General features: G+C 53.5%; 15 protein-coding genes and 1 pseudogene. 10 read left to right on the forward strand and 6 right to left on the reverse strand.

Going from position 1 to position 17069, the window contains the following annotated elements; all coding sequences use genetic code 11:
- Nucleotides 1-114 precede the first annotated feature (114 nt).
- The 3 genes and pseudogenes from meaB to ACKPCT_RS11345 all read left to right on the forward strand — a co-directional run bounded on the left by meaB (nucleotide 115) and on the right by ACKPCT_RS11345 (nucleotide 5961).
- Complete coding sequence (gene meaB / locus ACKPCT_RS11335) at nucleotides 115-1098, forward strand: methylmalonyl Co-A mutase-associated GTPase MeaB (protein ID WP_319569245.1); 984 nt, start codon at nucleotides 115-117, stop codon at nucleotides 1096-1098.
- A 2032-nt stretch (nucleotides 1099-3130) separates the two neighbouring features.
- Nucleotides 3131-3592: pseudogene (locus tag ACKPCT_RS11340) on the forward strand (cell wall hydrolase); the annotation flags it as partial.
- Between the two features lie 383 nt (nucleotides 3593-3975).
- Nucleotides 3976-5961: a methyl-accepting chemotaxis protein gene (locus ACKPCT_RS11345; protein WP_319569246.1), complete on the forward strand. Its 1986-nt coding sequence runs from the start codon at nucleotides 3976-3978 to the stop codon at nucleotides 5959-5961.
- Nucleotides 5962-6087: 126 nt separating this feature from the next.
- Here the strand turns inward: ACKPCT_RS11345 and ACKPCT_RS11350 are convergent, their stop codons facing one another.
- Entirely contained in the window at nucleotides 6088-6333 is a 246-nt protein-coding gene (locus ACKPCT_RS11350) for an excalibur calcium-binding domain-containing protein (protein WP_090070723.1), read from the reverse strand.
- Between the two features lie 78 nt (nucleotides 6334-6411).
- Nucleotides 6412-7338 carry a uracil-DNA glycosylase gene (locus ACKPCT_RS11355; RefSeq protein WP_090070725.1) on the reverse strand — a complete coding sequence of 309 codons (927 nt, stop codon included), beginning with the start codon at nucleotides 7336-7338 and terminating at the stop codon, nucleotides 6412-6414.
- 112 nt (nucleotides 7339-7450) lie between these two features.
- On the opposite strand from ACKPCT_RS11355, the gene ACKPCT_RS11360 reads away from it, so the two are divergent.
- Genes ACKPCT_RS11360 through ACKPCT_RS11375 form a run of 4 tightly spaced genes read left to right on the forward strand, consistent with a single transcriptional unit; the run spans nucleotide 7451 to nucleotide 9571 of the window.
- Nucleotides 7451-9142 (forward strand): electron transfer flavoprotein-ubiquinone oxidoreductase, encoded by a 1692-nt coding sequence (locus ACKPCT_RS11360; RefSeq protein ID WP_319569247.1) that lies wholly within the window; start codon nucleotides 7451-7453, stop codon nucleotides 9140-9142.
- A 2-nt stretch (nucleotides 9143-9144) separates the two neighbouring features.
- A complete protein-coding gene (locus tag ACKPCT_RS11365) occupies nucleotides 9145-9285 on the forward strand; it encodes a 4Fe-4S dicluster domain-containing protein (RefSeq protein WP_407652470.1) in 141 nt (46 codons plus the stop codon).
- Between the two features lie 2 nt (nucleotides 9286-9287).
- Entirely contained in the window at nucleotides 9288-9428 is a 141-nt protein-coding gene (locus tag ACKPCT_RS11370; RefSeq protein ID WP_319569248.1) for a 4Fe-4S dicluster domain-containing protein, read from the forward strand.
- A gap of 2 nt (nucleotides 9429-9430) precedes the next feature.
- Entirely contained in the window at nucleotides 9431-9571 is a 141-nt protein-coding gene (locus tag ACKPCT_RS11375) for a 4Fe-4S dicluster domain-containing protein (RefSeq protein ID WP_210186689.1), read from the forward strand.
- Nucleotides 9572-9770: 199 nt separating this feature from the next.
- Here ACKPCT_RS11375 and ACKPCT_RS11380 read toward each other — a convergent pair whose 3' ends face one another.
- Nucleotides 9771-10499: a protein phosphatase CheZ gene (locus ACKPCT_RS11380; protein ID WP_090070731.1), complete on the reverse strand. Its 729-nt coding sequence runs from the start codon at nucleotides 10497-10499 to the stop codon at nucleotides 9771-9773.
- 347 nt (nucleotides 10500-10846) lie between these two features.
- Nucleotides 10847-11230 (reverse strand): response regulator, encoded by a 384-nt coding sequence (locus ACKPCT_RS11385; protein WP_090070733.1) that lies wholly within the window; start codon nucleotides 11228-11230, stop codon nucleotides 10847-10849.
- A 681-nt stretch (nucleotides 11231-11911) separates the two neighbouring features.
- Between ACKPCT_RS11385 and ACKPCT_RS11390 the strand changes: the two genes are divergently transcribed.
- A complete protein-coding gene (locus ACKPCT_RS11390; RefSeq protein WP_319569249.1) occupies nucleotides 11912-12364 on the forward strand; it encodes a MaoC family dehydratase in 453 nt (150 codons plus the stop codon).
- Between the two features lie 236 nt (nucleotides 12365-12600).
- Here ACKPCT_RS11390 and ACKPCT_RS11395 read toward each other — a convergent pair whose 3' ends face one another.
- Nucleotides 12601-13215: a DJ-1/PfpI family protein gene (locus ACKPCT_RS11395; RefSeq protein WP_090070737.1), complete on the reverse strand. Its 615-nt coding sequence runs from the start codon at nucleotides 13213-13215 to the stop codon at nucleotides 12601-12603.
- A gap of 31 nt (nucleotides 13216-13246) precedes the next feature.
- Nucleotides 13247-14710, reverse strand: coding sequence for an MATE family efflux transporter (locus ACKPCT_RS11400; protein ID WP_319569250.1), 1464 nt, complete (start codon nucleotides 14708-14710; stop codon nucleotides 13247-13249).
- Between the two features lie 582 nt (nucleotides 14711-15292).
- Here ACKPCT_RS11400 and ACKPCT_RS11405 point away from each other — a divergent pair.
- Complete coding sequence (locus ACKPCT_RS11405) at nucleotides 15293-15820, forward strand: hypothetical protein (protein WP_319569251.1); 528 nt, start codon at nucleotides 15293-15295, stop codon at nucleotides 15818-15820.
- Nucleotides 15821-16046: 226 nt separating this feature from the next.
- Nucleotides 16047-17039, forward strand: coding sequence for a bifunctional riboflavin kinase/FAD synthetase (locus tag ACKPCT_RS11410; protein ID WP_319569252.1), 993 nt, complete (start codon nucleotides 16047-16049; stop codon nucleotides 17037-17039).
- Nucleotides 17040-17069 lie beyond the last annotated feature (30 nt).

A 17069-nucleotide genomic window follows, 5' to 3' on the forward strand; every position in this document is an offset into this window, starting at 1 on the left:
CTTTTCTGCTCCTCTGCGCCTCTCCTAGCCTTCCCGCCTAAGTCTAACGTCTGTCTGGCGACATCGTGTGCGTATGCTAAGCGATATGGAACGCTAAATCATCAACGGAGCCCCATGCGTAACCTGTTCAGCTCGACGAACCAGACATCTTCCCTTTCCCTTTCGGGCATCCGCGAGGGGGGCAAGCGTGCATTGGCGCGGGCGCTTAGCGCATTGGAAGCCGAAGAAGGCAATGAAGCCATCGCACAGCTGCTCGATGAGGCAACCCGCAATGCACAGGCCCATGTCGTAGGGCTCACCGGCCCGCCGGGTGTGGGCAAATCCACATTGACCAACAGCCTCATCCGGCATTGGCGGGCAAAAGGCGAGCGCGTGGGCGTTGTTGCTGTAGACCCCTCTTCCCGCTTCTCCCGTGGGGCACTGCTGGGAGACCGGACTCGTCTGGATACAGACCCGACCGACAAGGATGTATTCGTCCGCTCAATGGCTTCACGCGATCGGCTGGGCGGCCTTTCTCATGAGGCGGTAGCTGCCATCGTGCTGATGCGAGCCCTGTTTGATCGGGTGCTTGTGGAAACAGTGGGGATTGGGCAATCAGAATCAGACATCGCCTTTGCCACCGATAGCGTGGTGCTCTGCATCCAGCCCGGTTCGGGCGATAGCCTGCAATTCATGAAAGCGGGGGTCATGGAACTTCCGGACATCATAGTCGTTACCAAAGCAGATGTCGGAGTTCTAGCAAGACGAGCCAAGGCCGATGTGGACGGTGCCCTTTCTCTCACCATGCGCAAGGACAAGAACTGGTCCGTACCGGTCTTGCTGGTGTCGGCCATGGACGATACAGGGTTACAACAACTTATAGAGGCAATCGACGCTCATCGTGGCAGTTTGCTGGAAAGCGATCATTTCATGTCATTTCGCCAAGATCAGGCGACAGTTTGGCTACTGGATCGCATTAGAAGAAAATTTGGAGAGATAGGCTTGGCCCAGATCAACCCAGCTTCCGAAATCAGGCAGGCTGGAGGTCCTTTCATGGCGGATCACATCATCACCAAAGAATTGGAGCGCCGCCTGACAGATACAATCAGGACTAAATAAAACGCACTAACAACAATTCACCTGAAACGCTTCCATACATGGACTATATCGAGAATTATTGATATGAAACAAAACTGACCAATTGTTAATAAACTATTCGCTACGAACACTTGCGTCTGATGATGTAAGATACAAATCAAATGAAAAATTTTTCTATTCATAACTTTTTCCTATTGGACATTTGGTAAATTGGATAAATTAAAAAGCGAAAAACATCACTTTTGGGGTGATTTAATATTCATTTCCAGTTAGATTTAGATTGCTTGTATGTGTGCTCAGGAGAGCGTCACCTTATTTGGCTCTAGGTGTAGTGCGGACATTCTGCGGGGACTGTTCTGACATTCGCCTCCTACGTTTTCGGTTCTTTGCTGGTTTGAACCAAACGGAAGGGCAGATATACAGGTATTACTTGCCCGGACCCTTCATTGGGCTCCGGGCATTTTTTTATGCTCAGCCGAGGGGTATTCTGTCCGCTACCCGTTTGATAGCACGCAGTCTCCACAACCAGAAATGTGCATAGGCGACCAGAACGGTCTTGGGCTTTTTACGGAGCAAACCGTTGCAATTTGCCCCAGTCCTCCACACATTCCCGTAGTCAAATTGGTCATATTGTCAAATTTGCTTAGAGAAAAATTTTCCTGCCCAAGCTTCGCCTCAATAACGCTTTACCGGCTATTTACCGTCGAGCGTGTCGTTAACGCTCTCTCAAGGTTAATGGTGCATTATTCTCTCTTGAACCGGTCAGTTCGCCGGTTGTTCTGCGTGCGCGGTCCCGTTTGCGAGTATCACCGGGATACGCGATAGAGTGTAATAGTTGCGTTGTGTAATTGGTGACAGAATGTCGAAATCCCTACTGGGCCAGAAGAGCCTTGGTCTGACCACCTGTCTGATGATAAGCACCGGTCTGGTCCTTTCTTTCACTCAATCTCTCGACGAGGACAGATCTGCAGCCGTTTCACTGGCTGACCTGCGCGAGCAGGGCTGGACCGGAGAGATATTCACCCAGACAACCACTCCGGAGCAGGCTGTGGCGCGCCTGAAGGCAAGCACACAGCCCACCATTCCCCCGGTTCCTAAGGCGTTGAGTGCTGCGAGGCAGTTTAATAAGGGCACCTACATCCAGATGTCCGAGCCTTCCGGCAAGGACAAGCTGCTCAAAACGCGTGAAACCTATCAAATAGCCAAATATTCCGATTTGGAGGAAACCTTCAACGTCAACAATGACGGCAAGGGGGATCGCCGCCGCCGTTGGTCATTCGAACCTTTCAAGGTTTCCCATGGTCGGCGCGACATCGCCATGAACTGGTCCGGCTCGGTTTGGCATATGGCCAGCCCGATGGCCGAGGAAAGCAACGACGCCCTGCCCAAACTGGTTTTTGCGCCAGCTGACGATTTGCGTCTGGTGATGGCGGATGCCCACCAATTCCTGAAGACGGAGACCATCTCTACAGGTCCGGCTATCATGGTCGCTCAGAATGGCGTTGCAGATCCGGCCATGCAGGACACCGATCCAATGGTTACAGGCTCGACTGCCATGGCCTATGCACCGACCGGGGACAGCACCGAAGCGCCGTTTGAAGCCATTCTGACAGAACAGCGCAAGGGGGCTATCAGCGAGGACAATCAAGTCACCGTGCTTGATGCCATCGACGATCTCAACTCCGTGGACGAGAACGAAGCAGCTGAAGAAGAAACCACTCAGGCACCTGTGCTTGCTTCCATTGCCCCGATCAATGCCCTGCCCCGCGTGCGCGTTCCCTTCTCCGGTTCATCGGATGACAGCAGCCAGAATGCCAAGGTCAGCAAGCCGCTTGATATTTCGCCCATTGTTGCAGAAGCCGAAAAGCGAGAACAGCAGGTGGCCGACTCAAAGGATGAGGAAGACATTCCTCCAACTCTGGCTCTCAGCCGCGAGCGCCACGCCGAGTTGAAGCTCGCCAGGCTTGCTGATGATGACAAGGAAGAAAAGACCAAGAAGAAATCTCGTTGGGCGAGCTGGTTCAACTTCTCCAGCAAGAAAGCCAAGATTGACGCACGGGGCGAGCACGCCTGGGTGACGAACAAACTGCCAAAATCGTCCTATACGAAAAAGCAGAAGACCTGCCTTGCCAATGCAATCTATTTCGAAAGTCGCTCCGAGCCGGAAGATGGTCAGATCGCTGTGGGCCAAGTGGTCTTGAACAGGGTCAAGAACCCGGCCTATCCAAACTCTATCTGTGGTGTGGTCTACCAGAACCAGCATAAGCGCAATGCCTGCCAGTTTTCCTTTGCCTGTGATGGCATTCCGGATCGTGTCCGCTCCAAGAAGGCATGGGAACTTGCTCAGAAGCTGGCTGATGAAGTCGTGAATGAAGAGGTCTGGCTCAAATCCGTTGGTTCTTCCACGCACTATCACGCCACCTATGTGCATCCCAAATGGGCGCGCACCATGAAGAAGCGCAAGAAAATCGGCTTGCATATCTTCTACAAGACTTATGGTGGCGGCTGGAGCTGATTACGCGCTTAGAATTGGCCCCACACCAAGTCGCGGGCACATTGCATTGCATATTCGGAAAAGCGGGTCTTTTGAGGCCCGCTTTTTTAGTTGACCTGTGACAAGAAATCGCACTGGTGGCTGCACATGGGCAATTCGGAATTTTTATAAAATTTGCATTTTTTTGTGGCGATAGAATAAAGTCGCAATACAACTATAACAAATCAAAGCACAACTATTTGTAGTTTTCACAATGCTAACGAAGAAATATATTCCAACAATGACCCAATTCGGGAATACATTATAATATTCCTATTTGTGTCGTAAATTATTTTTTTAGATCCTTCTGACAATATGCAACCCGATCCACGTCTCTCGAATTTTCACAATAGTTCGGTGTTCCCATGTTTAAGAAGTCCGCTCGGTTTCTCAAATTTTCTCAATCGTTGAAAATTTCCCATCGCATCATTGCCCTGACAGTCGTTTGTTTGCTGGGTGTCGTGATCCTCGGTACGACCAACTATGTTGGTTCGAATATGCGTACTGCAGCCATCAAGGAAGGGGAAGTCGCCAATTCCATCAAGGATATTGTGCAGCAGGTCAACCTGTCGGTTCTGAACATGCGCAGCAACGCCAGCTCCTTCCAGACCGTAAATGACCGCAAATTTGCCGTCCGCTTCGATCTGGCTTACGAGGATGCCGTCAACCTGCTCGACCAGATCAACGAGGTCGACATCTACGGCACGACCAACGAATCCGTCGGAGAATTGCGAGAGGCACTGGCAGACGATCAGAAGAGCTTTCACAAGATCGTAGAAAAGACCAAGGAAATCGGCTTTTCCGATTATAGCGGAATGCGTGGTGAGCTGAACGCGATTGCATCGGATGTTGACAAAACCATCCGCAACACACGAAGCCAGCAATTGCTGGTGCTTCAGCTCGAGATGCGCCATCTGGAAAAGGACTATCTGAAAACAGGTGCGGCCGACATCCTTTCCGATCTGAAAGACAAGCAGAAGGAAATGAACAACACGCTTGCGACCGCGATGTTGTCTTCAGAGGTGCGTGCGTCCATTACCAAGGATGTGACAAGCTACACCGAGACGATCAGTAACATTCAGACAGCCAACAATGATCTCTTCAGAATGACTGCAGAGATGAACTCGCTCTATAACACCATGTCGTTCAAATTCGCGACCATTCGCGAGCTGGCTAACAAAAGCAGCGAACAGGCAGAGCACAAACTGAGCCAGATCGACAAGCAGGTCACGCTGATCTTCATCTCCACCCTGTTTGGATCTGCTGTTCTGACCATTCTGTTGGCCTTCTTCCTTGGTCGCAGCATCGTCGTACCAATCCGCAATATCATCAGCTCCATGAACAATCTGGCAGAAGGGGACAGACAGTCAGAAATTCCTTATGCCGGTCTACGCAACGAAATTGGTGATATTGCGAAAGCTGTGGAAGTCTTTCGCCAGAATGCAATCGAGCGTGAACGTCTGAAAACGACCACCGAGAAAGAACAGGAAGAACGACTGCGTCGTCAGCAGCGCATGGAAGAGCTCATCGAACAGTTCCGAGAACTGGCTCAGCATGCCATGCAGGCCGTTGCCAACAAGACCAAGGGCATGGAAGAAATCGCCAGCACCCTATCTGCCAACTCCACCCAGACCTCAACGCAGGCAGACACCGTGGAACGGTCTTCCAATGAGGCTCAGGAGCATTTTCAGGCTGTGGCTGCCGCTGCAGAACAGCTTACTGCTTCGATCAACGAAATCGGCCGTCAGACCGAAAGCTCCTCAACAGTCATCCAGAAGGCCGTCAGCACTGCTACGGCAGCCGATCAGAAGATCTCCAGTCTGGCCAATGCGGCTCAGCAGGTTGGCGAAGTGGTGACGATGATTCAGAATATTGCCGAGCAGACCAATCTACTTGCCCTGAACGCCACAATCGAGGCTGCTCGCGCTGGCGAAGCGGGCCGCGGCTTCGCTGTTGTGGCTGCTGAAGTCAAAGAGCTGGCAAACCAGACCAGCAAGGCGACCGAAGAAATCTCAGGGCAGATTTCAGCCATTCAATCTGAAACCAATGATGCGGTTGAAGCCATCCGCGCCATCACCCAGACAATGACCGAAGTCGGCTCAACCTCGAACACCATTGCAGCCGCCGTCGAAGAACAGGGCAGCGCAACGGAGAATATCAGTGAGAATGTCCAACGCGCTGCCGCTGGCGCAGCTAACATTACCGAAAATATCGGCAGCGTGGCAGAAGCTGCAAGCGCCAACTTGGACTCGGCCCAGAGTGTTTTGACTGTTTCCCATGAGATGCTGCAACAGACCGACGAATTGCAGACGCTGGTCAATCAATTCCTCGATGATGTCGCTGCGGCGTAATGCCATTTCATAACGACAAACAAAAAGGCCGTGCCGGAGCGTTCCGACACGGCCTTTTTCTATTTCAAACAAGCTCACTGATATTGTAAAACAGGAGTGCGAAGCCCAAAAAGCAGCGCTTCGCAATCACTTCCCTGCAGCCAATCTCTCTTTATATTGCTTCATGGTTTTGCCGCACAGTTTTTCGCACGGAATCCCATCCCTGTCCCTATCTCGCGCTTTGTGACCGCACACTTTTAGAAAATAGGTCGCTTCTTTGCAGCTTTTCATCTGCGTGCAGGTTTTCTTCGGCGTACAGCTCTGGGCATGGGCCGTCGTTTGCACAATGGCCAAAGCGACAAAAACAATCAGTAGCCGAATAACAAGAGACATTCTGGAATGCTATCACAGAGTCCATTGCTAAAAAAGCGACAGGCGCACAAAGCTGATCTAGATCGAACCAATTATGCCTCAGCGAAGCGATTCCAATTTTGCGACCACTTCCAGCAGATCTTGCCAGGCTGCGCGCTTTTGCGCCGGGGTGCGCAGTAGGAAGGCCGGATGCAAAGTGGGCATGGCGGGAATATCGCGTTTTGGCTTGTCTTGCCCGCCGATAGAATAAGTCTGCCAGCGCCCACGCAGGCGCATGATGCCATCCTTGCTGCCGAGCAATTGCTGGGCAGATGTGCCCCCCAGAAAGACCAAAATCTTGGGATTGACCAGTTCGATATGCCGATGAATGAAGGGCTGCATCAGGTTTTGTTCATCAAGGCTCGGCTTGCGGTTGCCCGGTGGACGCCATGGCAGAATGTTGGTGATGTAACTGCTGCTGCGATCCATATTGATCGCCGCCATCATCTTGTCTAGCAGTTGCCCTGCCCGACCGACAAAAGGCACACCTTGCAAATCCTCGTCCCGCCCCGGCGCTTCGCCGATGAACATGACGTCTGCATTGGGGTTGCCATCTCCGAATACAAGATTTTTCGCGGAGAATTTCAGACTGCAGCCTTCAAAGGATGCCAGTGTTTGGCGCAATTGATCCAGACTGCTGGCCTGCAGCGCCAGTGCTCTTGCGTTTTCAACGGCGCCCTGTGCATTGGTGGGCAATCCCCCCGGCGCTCCGGCGGCCGAAGCATTGTGCGATGCAGCATTGGACGAAGGATGGGATTGATTGCCCGCACCCGCTGGCGTAGATCTATTAGTAGGACTTTGAGGGGAAAAAGGCCGGTTTTGTTGAGAATCCTGCGCTGGTCGCGCTTTCTGGCGCGCTTGGGCCTGTCGCAGGCTTTCAGCAAAGCGATCTTGCGGCGCAGCATCAACAGCACAATCCACGCCCATCGCCTCGTACCAGTCGAGGAGGGCTTTCAGATCATGAGATGTTGTCACCACGTTATGCATATTGAACACTTGGATTCGGGCTTCTTTTTCCGCTAATGATACTCCTTATAGGGCCAACTGCGATAAGTGTCGATAGAAAGCCTTTCGACCGTATAATGAAAAGGACCTTCACATGACAGAGTCGAACGGAACTGAAGTGAGCGAACTTCCTGAACGCGAAAGCATGGAATTCGACGTGGTGATCGTTGGTGCAGGGCCTGCCGGGCTGTCTGCCGCCATTCGCATCAAGCAACAGGCAGCCGAGAAGAATGAAGACATTTCGGTAGTGGTTCTGGAAAAGGGCTCGGAAGTGGGCGCGCATATTCTTTCCGGCGCGGTGATTGATCCGGTGGCACTCAGTCGCCTTATCCCCGACTGGAAAGAAGATGAAAGCTGCCCGGTGAAGGTGGCTGTCAAGAAAGACAAGTTCCGCCTGCTCGGACCTGCCGGCGCGATCGGGCTTCCCGGCTTCATCATGCCGCCGCTGATGCATAACCACGGCAACTATATCATTTCTCTTGGCAATCTGTGCCGCTGGCTGGCCGAAAAGGCCGAAGAGATGGGCGTGGAAGTCTATCCCGGTTTTGCCGCCGCAGAATTGCTCTATGACGACAAGGGCGCGTTGCGCGGGGTCGCCACCGGTGACATGGGCCTTGGCAAGGATGGCCAGCCCAAGGACACTTACATGCGCGGCATGGAGCTTTTGGGCAAATATACATTCATCAGCGAAGGCGTGCGCGGGTCGCTGGCCAAGCAGTTGATTGCCAAATATGCGCTGGACAAGGATTGCGATGTGCCGAAGTTCGGCCTTGGCATCAAGGAAATATGGGAAGTCGATCCGGCCAAGCATCAGGAAGGTCTGATCGAACACACCTTCGGCTGGCCACTGGACAGCTCCACAGGCGGCGGCTCCTTCCTCTATCACATGGAAGACAATCAGGTTGCCGTAGGTCTTGTGGTCTATCTCAACTACAAGAACCCGTATCTTTCCCCGTTTGAAGAATTCCAGCGCTTCAAGACCCATCCGACGGTCCAGCCACTGTTTGAAGGGGGCAAGCGCCTTTCCTATGGCGCCCGCTGTATCGCCGAAGGCGGCTATCAGTCCGTGCCGCGCCTCACCTTCCCCGGTGGAGCGCTGATCGGATGTGCGGCAGGCTTTGTCAATGTTCCGCGCATCAAGGGCATTCATAATGCCATGGATTCGGGCATATTTGCAGCAAACGCCGTTGTTAATGCCTTGATTGAAGGACGCGCCAATGACGAGCTTGTCACCTTCGAGGAAAGCTGGCGCAAGGGCCCGATTGGCAAGGATCTGTTCAAGGTACGCAACGTCAAGCCACTTTGGGCCAAACTGGGTCTGTTTCTCGGCGTCGGCCTTGGTGGTCTCGACATGTGGACCAACACACTGTTCGGATTCTCATTCTTTGGCACACTGGCTCATGGCAAAACGGACGCGAAGGCCACCCTGCCCTCAGCCCAGTGCAAACCAATCGACTATCCCAAACCGGATGGCGCTATCACCTTTGATCGCCTGAGTTCGGTTTATCTCTCGGGTGCCAACCACGAGGAAGATCAACCTTGCCATCTGGTGGTTGCCGACGAGGCCCTGCAGAAAAGTTCCGAGCATGATGTCTATGCCGGTCTTTCCCAGCGCTTCTGTCCGGCGGCGGTTTATGAATGGGATGAAAGCGGCGATGAGCCGAGCTATGTCATCAACGCCGCCAACTGCGTCCATTGCAAGACTTGTGACATCAAGGACCCGAACGGCAACATTACATGGACCGTACCGGAAGGCGGTGGAGGGCCAACTTATCCGAACATGTAAGGATGTCACAATTCCTTTTGCCGATAAGCTTATCTCGCGGGCGAGCCTCGCGAGGCTTATCTGGTGACATCAAGGACCCGAACGGCAACTTTACATGGACTGTCCCCGAAGGCGGCGGCGGGCCGACATACCCCAATATGTAAGGATGTCACAATCCCTTTTGCCGATAAGCTTATCTCGCGGGCGAGCCTCGCGAGGCTTATCTGGTGACATCAAGGACCCGAACGGCAACATTACATGGACCGTACCGGAAGGCGGTGGAGGGCCAACTTATCCGAACATGTAAGGATGTCACAATTCCTTTTGCCGATAAGCTTATCTCGCGGGCGAGCCTCGCGAGGCTTATCTGGTGACATCAAGGACCCGAACGGCAACATTACATGGACCGCACCGGAAGGTGGCGGCGGGCCGACTTATCCGAACATGTAATGGTCCATGCTTTCCTGACGATAGGCTTCTCATGCGGGAACCCCGCATGGCCTATCTGATGACCGCCCCAGAAGGCGGAGGCGGACCGACATACCCAAATATGTGATGGTATCTCTGCTTTTGCACAAAGAAAAAAGCCGAGCTTGTTGCCCGGCTTTGCAAATCTTACCTGAAATCATAGCCAGCGAAGCGAGGCTGCCTAGCCGAACAGGGCGTCAATATCGTCCTGACTGCTGTCTTCTTCGTCCTTCAGTTTTTTATTGCTGAAGTCCAGATCTGCCAACATGGCATCCACCTCGTCCTGCTCAACCCCTTCGCCAGCATGCTGCGGACCATGAAGGATTAATTCGCGTTTGCGACGATCTTCATCGGATTCAACTTCGTCATAGCTGGCATCCTCCAAATCCGTCATTTTCATGCGCTCAACGAAAGTGGTGACCCGTTTGTCGATCACATTGAGAGCATGCACGACCTTGGAGATACGCTGGCCCGTAATATCCTGGAAGGAACAAGCCTCGAAAATCTCGATGACCTTGTCATTGACCAACGCCTGATAAGCCTCAGAGTCGCTTGGATCAGCGCCCATGATTTCTTCAGCGGAGGACATGATGATGTTTGTTGCATTTTCCGTCGCTTCGACGACGGCGTCCAGTTCGCGCCCGGCATCTGGGATGGCGGCATGACGCATTTGCGAAGGTCGCAAGGCGGCAATTTCATCTTTCATGGATGAAATTTCAGTCGCGATGGACGTGAATTCTTCATACAGGGTCTTGTCCATGGCTTGCAAATAGGAATCAAGGCTGTTCGCCATGACCTCTGCCAGAGCCATGATGTCATTAAGAGAGACGGCTTCTCCCTTGTTCTTTTCTAGAAAAGCAACGAGTTGTGCGACTTTTTCTGCACTTAGCTGTTCTGCTTCTGCTGCCATTTCATCTTCCCCTTGGGTCTGATTTCAGAAATTTGACCGACTTGATCGCCTTATCATTTCAAATTGTTTCTGCAACCACATCGCTCAAAGCGCCTATATGTTTTATTTCCCGTCAGAGGCGAGATTTGCGGTAGGCGCTCCCGTAGACCGCGGGAGAAACCCTGCGGCGAAGTCCCCTGTCATCATTTTCAAGGGGGAATCGGGTGGCTTTTGGCACTCATTGCTTAAAGCCCAATGTCTAGCCGAGGAGCTTGCCGGGCAAGAAGCCCGGCACTGCGGCCCAACCAAACAATCATCATCCTGCATTCCTCTTCCCTTTCGGGAGGATAGCAATGCGAGTGATCGACCTAGCTATCGAAGACAGCGTCAATCTTGGTTTTGAGCGTTGCGGCGTTGAATGGCTTCACGATGTAGTTGTTTACACCGGCCTTCTTGGCTGCAATCACGTTTTCGGTCTTGGATTCGGCTGTCACCATGATGAACGGTGTCTTGGACAGGGAATCGCTTGCGCGAACCTGCTTGAGAAGCTCGTAACCGGTCATTGGCTCCATATTCCAGTCGGAAATGACAAGGCCATAACGGCGATCCTGCATTTTCGCCAGAGCTTCGGTTCCATCAGCAGCATCATCTACATCTTCAAAACCAAGCTGCTTGAGCAGGTTCTTGATGATGCGGATCATGGTTTTATAGTCATCGACTACCAGTACCGGCATAGAAAGATCGAGGGCCATTTGTTTACTCCAAACTCACACTGCATTACCGCCTTTATCAGCGGAATTTTCGACTTTTCAGACTGTTGGTTTTTTGTGCTCGGGAATTCTGAGTTCCCTGACATGGTGAGCAGACTATCTCAAGGGTTTAAAAAAGCGGTTAACTGGCAAAAGGCGGGGTAAGTCCAAATTCCTAACAAACAGCCTGTTTTGTTAGGAAATCATCGAAATTTGCTTCAATATTTACCTAGCTGCAGTATTTTATTCAGCCTTTACTAACCTTTATATCGATTAACCATAAAGAGACCGGTTTGATCACAGCCCTGAGGTCCGCTTTGGGCCTGCGCGTCTTGACACGGCTCCCCAATACAGGTGGGCAGGTGCACTTCATCGCTCTTGGTAAAAGTAACAAGCATGAGAATGCTTCAGCTTCCAACTGTCTCTCTTTCCCTCTTTTCTCCCACTTTGGCTCAATAGACCTATGCCGTGTTGACGTCAGCGCGCTTGTTGCACATGCTCAATTATGCTGCATTGCAAAATTTCGCGGCCGGATGTAGACCTCTTCCAAAAGGGATTTTTACCAAGGGCCAAGAATAGGTCCATGGCACAGTGTTGACAGAGTGACTGCAGACGGTGTGTGGAATGAACAGGGAAATGAGCCACCGGGGGATTATGGCTCAAATGGCCAGGGGAGGACGAAGAATGACCGCACCGCTTGAAGGCGTCGCACCACGGACAATCTATTATGAGGATATGCAGATCGGGCAGCAGGAAAGCTTGATCCATACGGTAACGGAAAGTGATATTTCAGCTTTTGCCGATCTGACCGGTGACCACAACCCTATTCATATAGACAAGGCTCATGGCGCAGCTAGCCGATTTGGCAGCAACATAGCGCACGGTATCTACACCGCCGGTCTGCTCTCTGCCATTCTGGGTATGCGCCTTCCCGGGCCTGGTTCGATCTATGTCTCCCAGACGCTACAGTTCAAGGCACCGGTTCGTCCGGGCGACACGGTGACGGTCACAGCCACTGTGAAGGACCTGCAAGACAAGGGCCGCCGCGTTACGCTTGATTGCGCAGCCGAAGTGGATGGCCTTTCCGTGATGTCCGGGGAGGCCGTTGTCATGGCGCCCAAGAAGCCGACGGCCTGATTAATCCAGCAAATCTTTCTTACAGCTTTTTCTGGCCGCGTCTTTGCGCGGTGGCTTCCGAACATGCGTTTTTGATCATCCTCCCACTAGGAGGATAGTGTGCCCACGATAGAAAGCGTTTTCCCTGAAGCTTGCCTGAGTTTTCTTGCGACCCAGTCGTTTAGAAACTCAGGCCTCTTTTTATGCGCTCGCATATACGGGTAGCACGAGCCTGAAGGCGTTGCCATTATGGCAAGCTATGCAATCGAGAGACCGGTGCGCGTCCAGTCGAAATCCATTTGCCGCGAGGTCCTCTTTGCCAGTTCCTCAGAGCCAAGACGCGCCACCATTTGCAGGGCCATATCGATGCCGGCGGAAATGCCTGCCGAGCTGATCAATGCCCCATCTTCCACCCAGCGTACATTCCGAGCGCAGTCAATGGCAGGGTAGCGTTCGCGAAAATCGGGAATGTCTTCCCAATGGGTGGTCATTGTCTTGCCGGAGCAGCAGCCCGCTTCAGCCAGAATGAAGGCCCCGGTGCAAACCGATGCAAGCAGGGAAACCTTTGGGGCCTCGGTTTTGACCCAGCCCAGCAGTTGATCATCATCAAGCAGCGGCTCATGCACCCCACCGGGCACAAGTAGGATGTCCAGAGCAGGATGAGAGGCAAAATCGTGATCCGGCAACACCCTGTAGTTCGCCCGCGCATGCACCGGCTGCAAGCTTGAAGCAATAAGCAGGGGTGAATAGGCAAAGGTCTCACCATCCTTTTCGGCCACCCGCCGCGCGGTCGTAAAGACCTCGAAGGGCCCCGAAAAGTCCAGCACCTCAACGCCTTCATAAAGAAGGATACCGATATACCGTTCCTGCATTTGCTTCTCCCCTGTTTGCCAAATCGCTGCTCTAGCTCAGTTCTGGAACCTCCAAAACCACTCTGTTTGAAAATTTGACCAGCCCTAAGCGCTCACGATTAACGAAGCGATAAGTCAGCGATGCAGCCGTAATGGCAAGGCCGGACGCCAGCCCCAACCAGATCCCCTCGCCTTCCCAGCCCAGAATGAAGCCGCAGAAATAGGAGATAGGCAAGCCGCAAACCCAATAGCCCACAATGGCAATCAGCATTGGCACATTCGTGTCACTCAACCCGCGCAAGGCTCCTGCCATCGTGGCCTGAAGACCATCGACCAACTGGAACAGACCGGCATAGGCCAGATAGCTAACAGCCAGCGCGAAGGGCACGCTGTTGGCAGCAACAGTCGGATCCAGATAGAGGCCGACGAGAAAATGCGGGAACAGCAAGAAGCTGGCGCAGCTGATCGAGTTGAACAGCGCCGAGATCAGCACAGACACCCAGCCCGCCCGGTGGATGCCTTCAAGGCAGCGCGCGCCATAAGCAAGTCCGGTGCGTACCGTTGTCGCCTGACTAAGACCAAGAGGCACCATGAAGGCCAGAGAGGCCAGCTGCACGGCAACCGTATGTGCGGCCAGCGCATCGGTGCCGATCCAGCCCATGAGGAACACAGCGGCAGCAAACAGCCCCACTTCCACCATCACCATCAGGCCGATGGGAATACCAATGCGGAACAGCTCGAAAAAGCGTGGCCAGTCCGGCTTCCAGAAGCGCGCGAGCAGGTCGTATTTGCGATAGCTCTTTTTGAAAACCACATAGAGTGCCAGAAAGATGAAGACAAAGGTCTGCACAACAGAGGTGGAGATACCAGCGCCAGCCAGACCGAGCGCAGGAAAGCCGAACTTGCCGAACATCAGCAGGTAGTTGCCTGCGAAATTGACAAAGAAGCTCGCGATGGTCGTCACCAGAATGATGCGGGTTTCGCTATGGGCCGTCACCAGAGACCGCAGGGCAACAAAGCCCAGCGAGGGGAACACGCCGATGGCAGCAAAATTCAAATATCTGGCGGCCTCGGCGGACAGGCCGGGCATCTGGCCACCAAGAGCGTAAATATGCTGGCTCTGATAGAGCAAAATCATAATCAGGATCGAGATGACAAACGCCACCCATATGCCCTGACGGGCAGAGCGGCGCACAGAGGTATAGTCCTTCGCGCCAATTGCCTGCGCAACCATGGGGCTCACGGCAGACAGGGCCCCGATACCGAAGACGACAACCGGATGCAGAAGCGCAGCAGCCAGCGAGCCAGCAGCCAGTGCCTCACGCCCCAGCCACCCCATCATGATCACATCGGTGATCTGAAGGGAGAATTGCGCCAACTGCGCCAGAACAAGCGGCCAGGCGAGCGCCAGCGTGGCCGCGATTTCCTCGCGCCAGGAAATAGGCGTTCCCTGTTTTACGGTGGCTTGGTCAGAGATCGGGCTCTGTCCATCCAGCACCGGTGGCTGGTCTTGCATGCTATCACCAGAATTATGAAAATGGTCCGGTCCCCAAAAATCGGGATTTGCAGGCCACTCTGGGGGCATTGATCCGCCATGCCTATTTTCGGTCCCATAACAGGGGCTTAAAATGAGAGCCTGACGGTGCGCCATAAGCGTTCCGCACCGAACCGGATTGTTGATCGGACCGGCACCCTAGCCTCGCCGCTCGCATAAGTATAGTGTGAATCTTGCCTCATGGTGCTTTTCCCTTAGGTGCCCCGCCTGTTGCTGCCAAAGCCAGATCATACTGCGTTGTTTTGGCATCCAGATAACGGTCCCATTTTGGCTCCTCACTCCTTTTAGGGACACTCACCCACATTTTAGGGTCTGGCAACGCCCGCAGCGGCTTTTGATCCGGACTGACGAAAAAGAACTGGTCACAGCTCCGGTCCCGTTATAAAACGGGGCATGCACGCATTGTTTTTGCATTTCCAACGACGGGGTCATTTCAGACCGATTTTTCGGGCACATTTTTACAGTGTCTCTCTTTGCGGTTTGGCTCTTGTCTTTCGGATTGAGTATCCGCCTGCCCTTCCACGCGTACCTTGAGAGGTTGTCATGATTGACTTCAAGACCGCATCCCTGCCCGCCCTGTTTCTGCTGACCGCACTTGCCGGTTGCCGCTCTGTAACAATGGGGATGGATGAGATCGGCGATATGCTGCCGTCCAGCGAAGGGGTCTCCGGCGAAGTGCAGTGGGATTTTGCAGCAACAAATGGCGATGTTGTGCTGGTGGGGCTGCAAGATGGCGCAGGCATACTCAAGGAAACCAGAGTGATCCCGACCCCGGGTGTCAAACATGTTGATTTTGACCTATCCGTCACCAAGAATGACCGAACCAAATGTGCGTCTCGCGGCTCCTGCCGTTATTCGGCGCAGCTGGTGTCCGGAGACAATGTCAAAGCCAGTGGATTTGCCTATTACACCCCCACATCACACCCGACCATTCTGCTGAACAGCGTAGGCTCTGCAGCGCATGGTGCAATGACAGTATCAGGCCAAGCCATAGCGGCACAGCAACCACAAGCCACGCAAGGCGGACAGGCTGTGACTCGCCAAACCTTGCCAAAGCCGGTCTATCGATGACGTAAAGATCATTTCCGTCATGAAGCCCTGACAAGAGAAGGTCATGCCATGAAGCACGAAACTCTCTTGATGTGGATTGTCCGGGCTCTATATTAACGAGAGATCTTGACCTCATCCACGAGGTTGGGCACCCTCCCGCCAAACCTTTTACGCATATCCATCTGGCTATGCTCGACTATTTTCAACCCTGCCGGTCTTTTCGCCGGTTACAAGGAGTTGCCTTAAAATGATGACCCCAGCCGCGTCCTTTGTTGACATCCGATATCCTGAGCAGCCTTTGCCGGATTCGCTCAGAGGCGGCGTTGTTGCGATTGGCAATTTCGATGGCATGCATCGCGGGCATCAGGCCGTGTTGGAAGATGCCGTCAAGGAAGCGCGCGCCTCTGGCCTCAAGGCCGTGATGCTGACCTTTGAACCTCACCCGCGCACCCTGTTCCGGCCCAACTATCCGGTCTTTCGCCTCACCCCCCACGAGGAAAAAGCGATGATCGCGCGGGCGCTCGGGCTCGATGGCATGGTGTCTCTGACCTTTGATGCGGCCTTTGCCAGCCAGTCTCCGGACCTGTTCATCACCGACATGCTGATCGACAAGCTTGATGCCAAGAAGGCCATTGCAGGCTATGACTTCCATTTCGGCAAGGATCGCACGGGCACGCCAGACTTTCTGCAGGAAAAAGGCGAAGCGTTGGGCATCGGCGTTACCATCGTCGATATGAAAACCGATCGTTCTGGCGATGCCGTATCCTCGACCCGCATCCGGCAGGCACTGGAAGACGGCGCGGTCGCTCCGGCCAACAGGCTGCTGGGCTATCGCCATTTCTTTTCTGGCGTGGTGGTCCACGGTGCCAAGAATGGCCGCAAACTTGGCTATCCGACGGCCAACATGACCCTGCCGGACAACAGCCGCCTGCGCGAAGGGGTGTATGCGGTCAAATTTGTTCGCTCCGATGGCTCCCAGCATGATGGTGTCGCCAGCTTTGGCCGTCGCCCGATGTTTGACAATGGCCCCCGCGTGTTCGAGGTGCATGTCTTTGACTTCGACGACAATCTTTATGATGAAGACGTGCGGGTCGTGCTCTATTCCTATTTGCGCGAGGAAATGAAATTCGATGGTCTTGAGGCTCTGATCAACCAGATGGATGCAGACAGCGTTCAGGCGCGAGCCATTCTGCGCTATGCCGAACCGCTCTCGGAAGTAGAAAGCCGGATTTGGGTCTAGCAGCCCAACCACGCGCTGTTTGAGCTCAGA

It is taken from the genome of Cohaesibacter marisflavi, assembly GCF_963665895.2.
Classification (GTDB): Bacteria; Pseudomonadota; Alphaproteobacteria; order Rhizobiales; family Cohaesibacteraceae; genus Cohaesibacter; species Cohaesibacter marisflavi.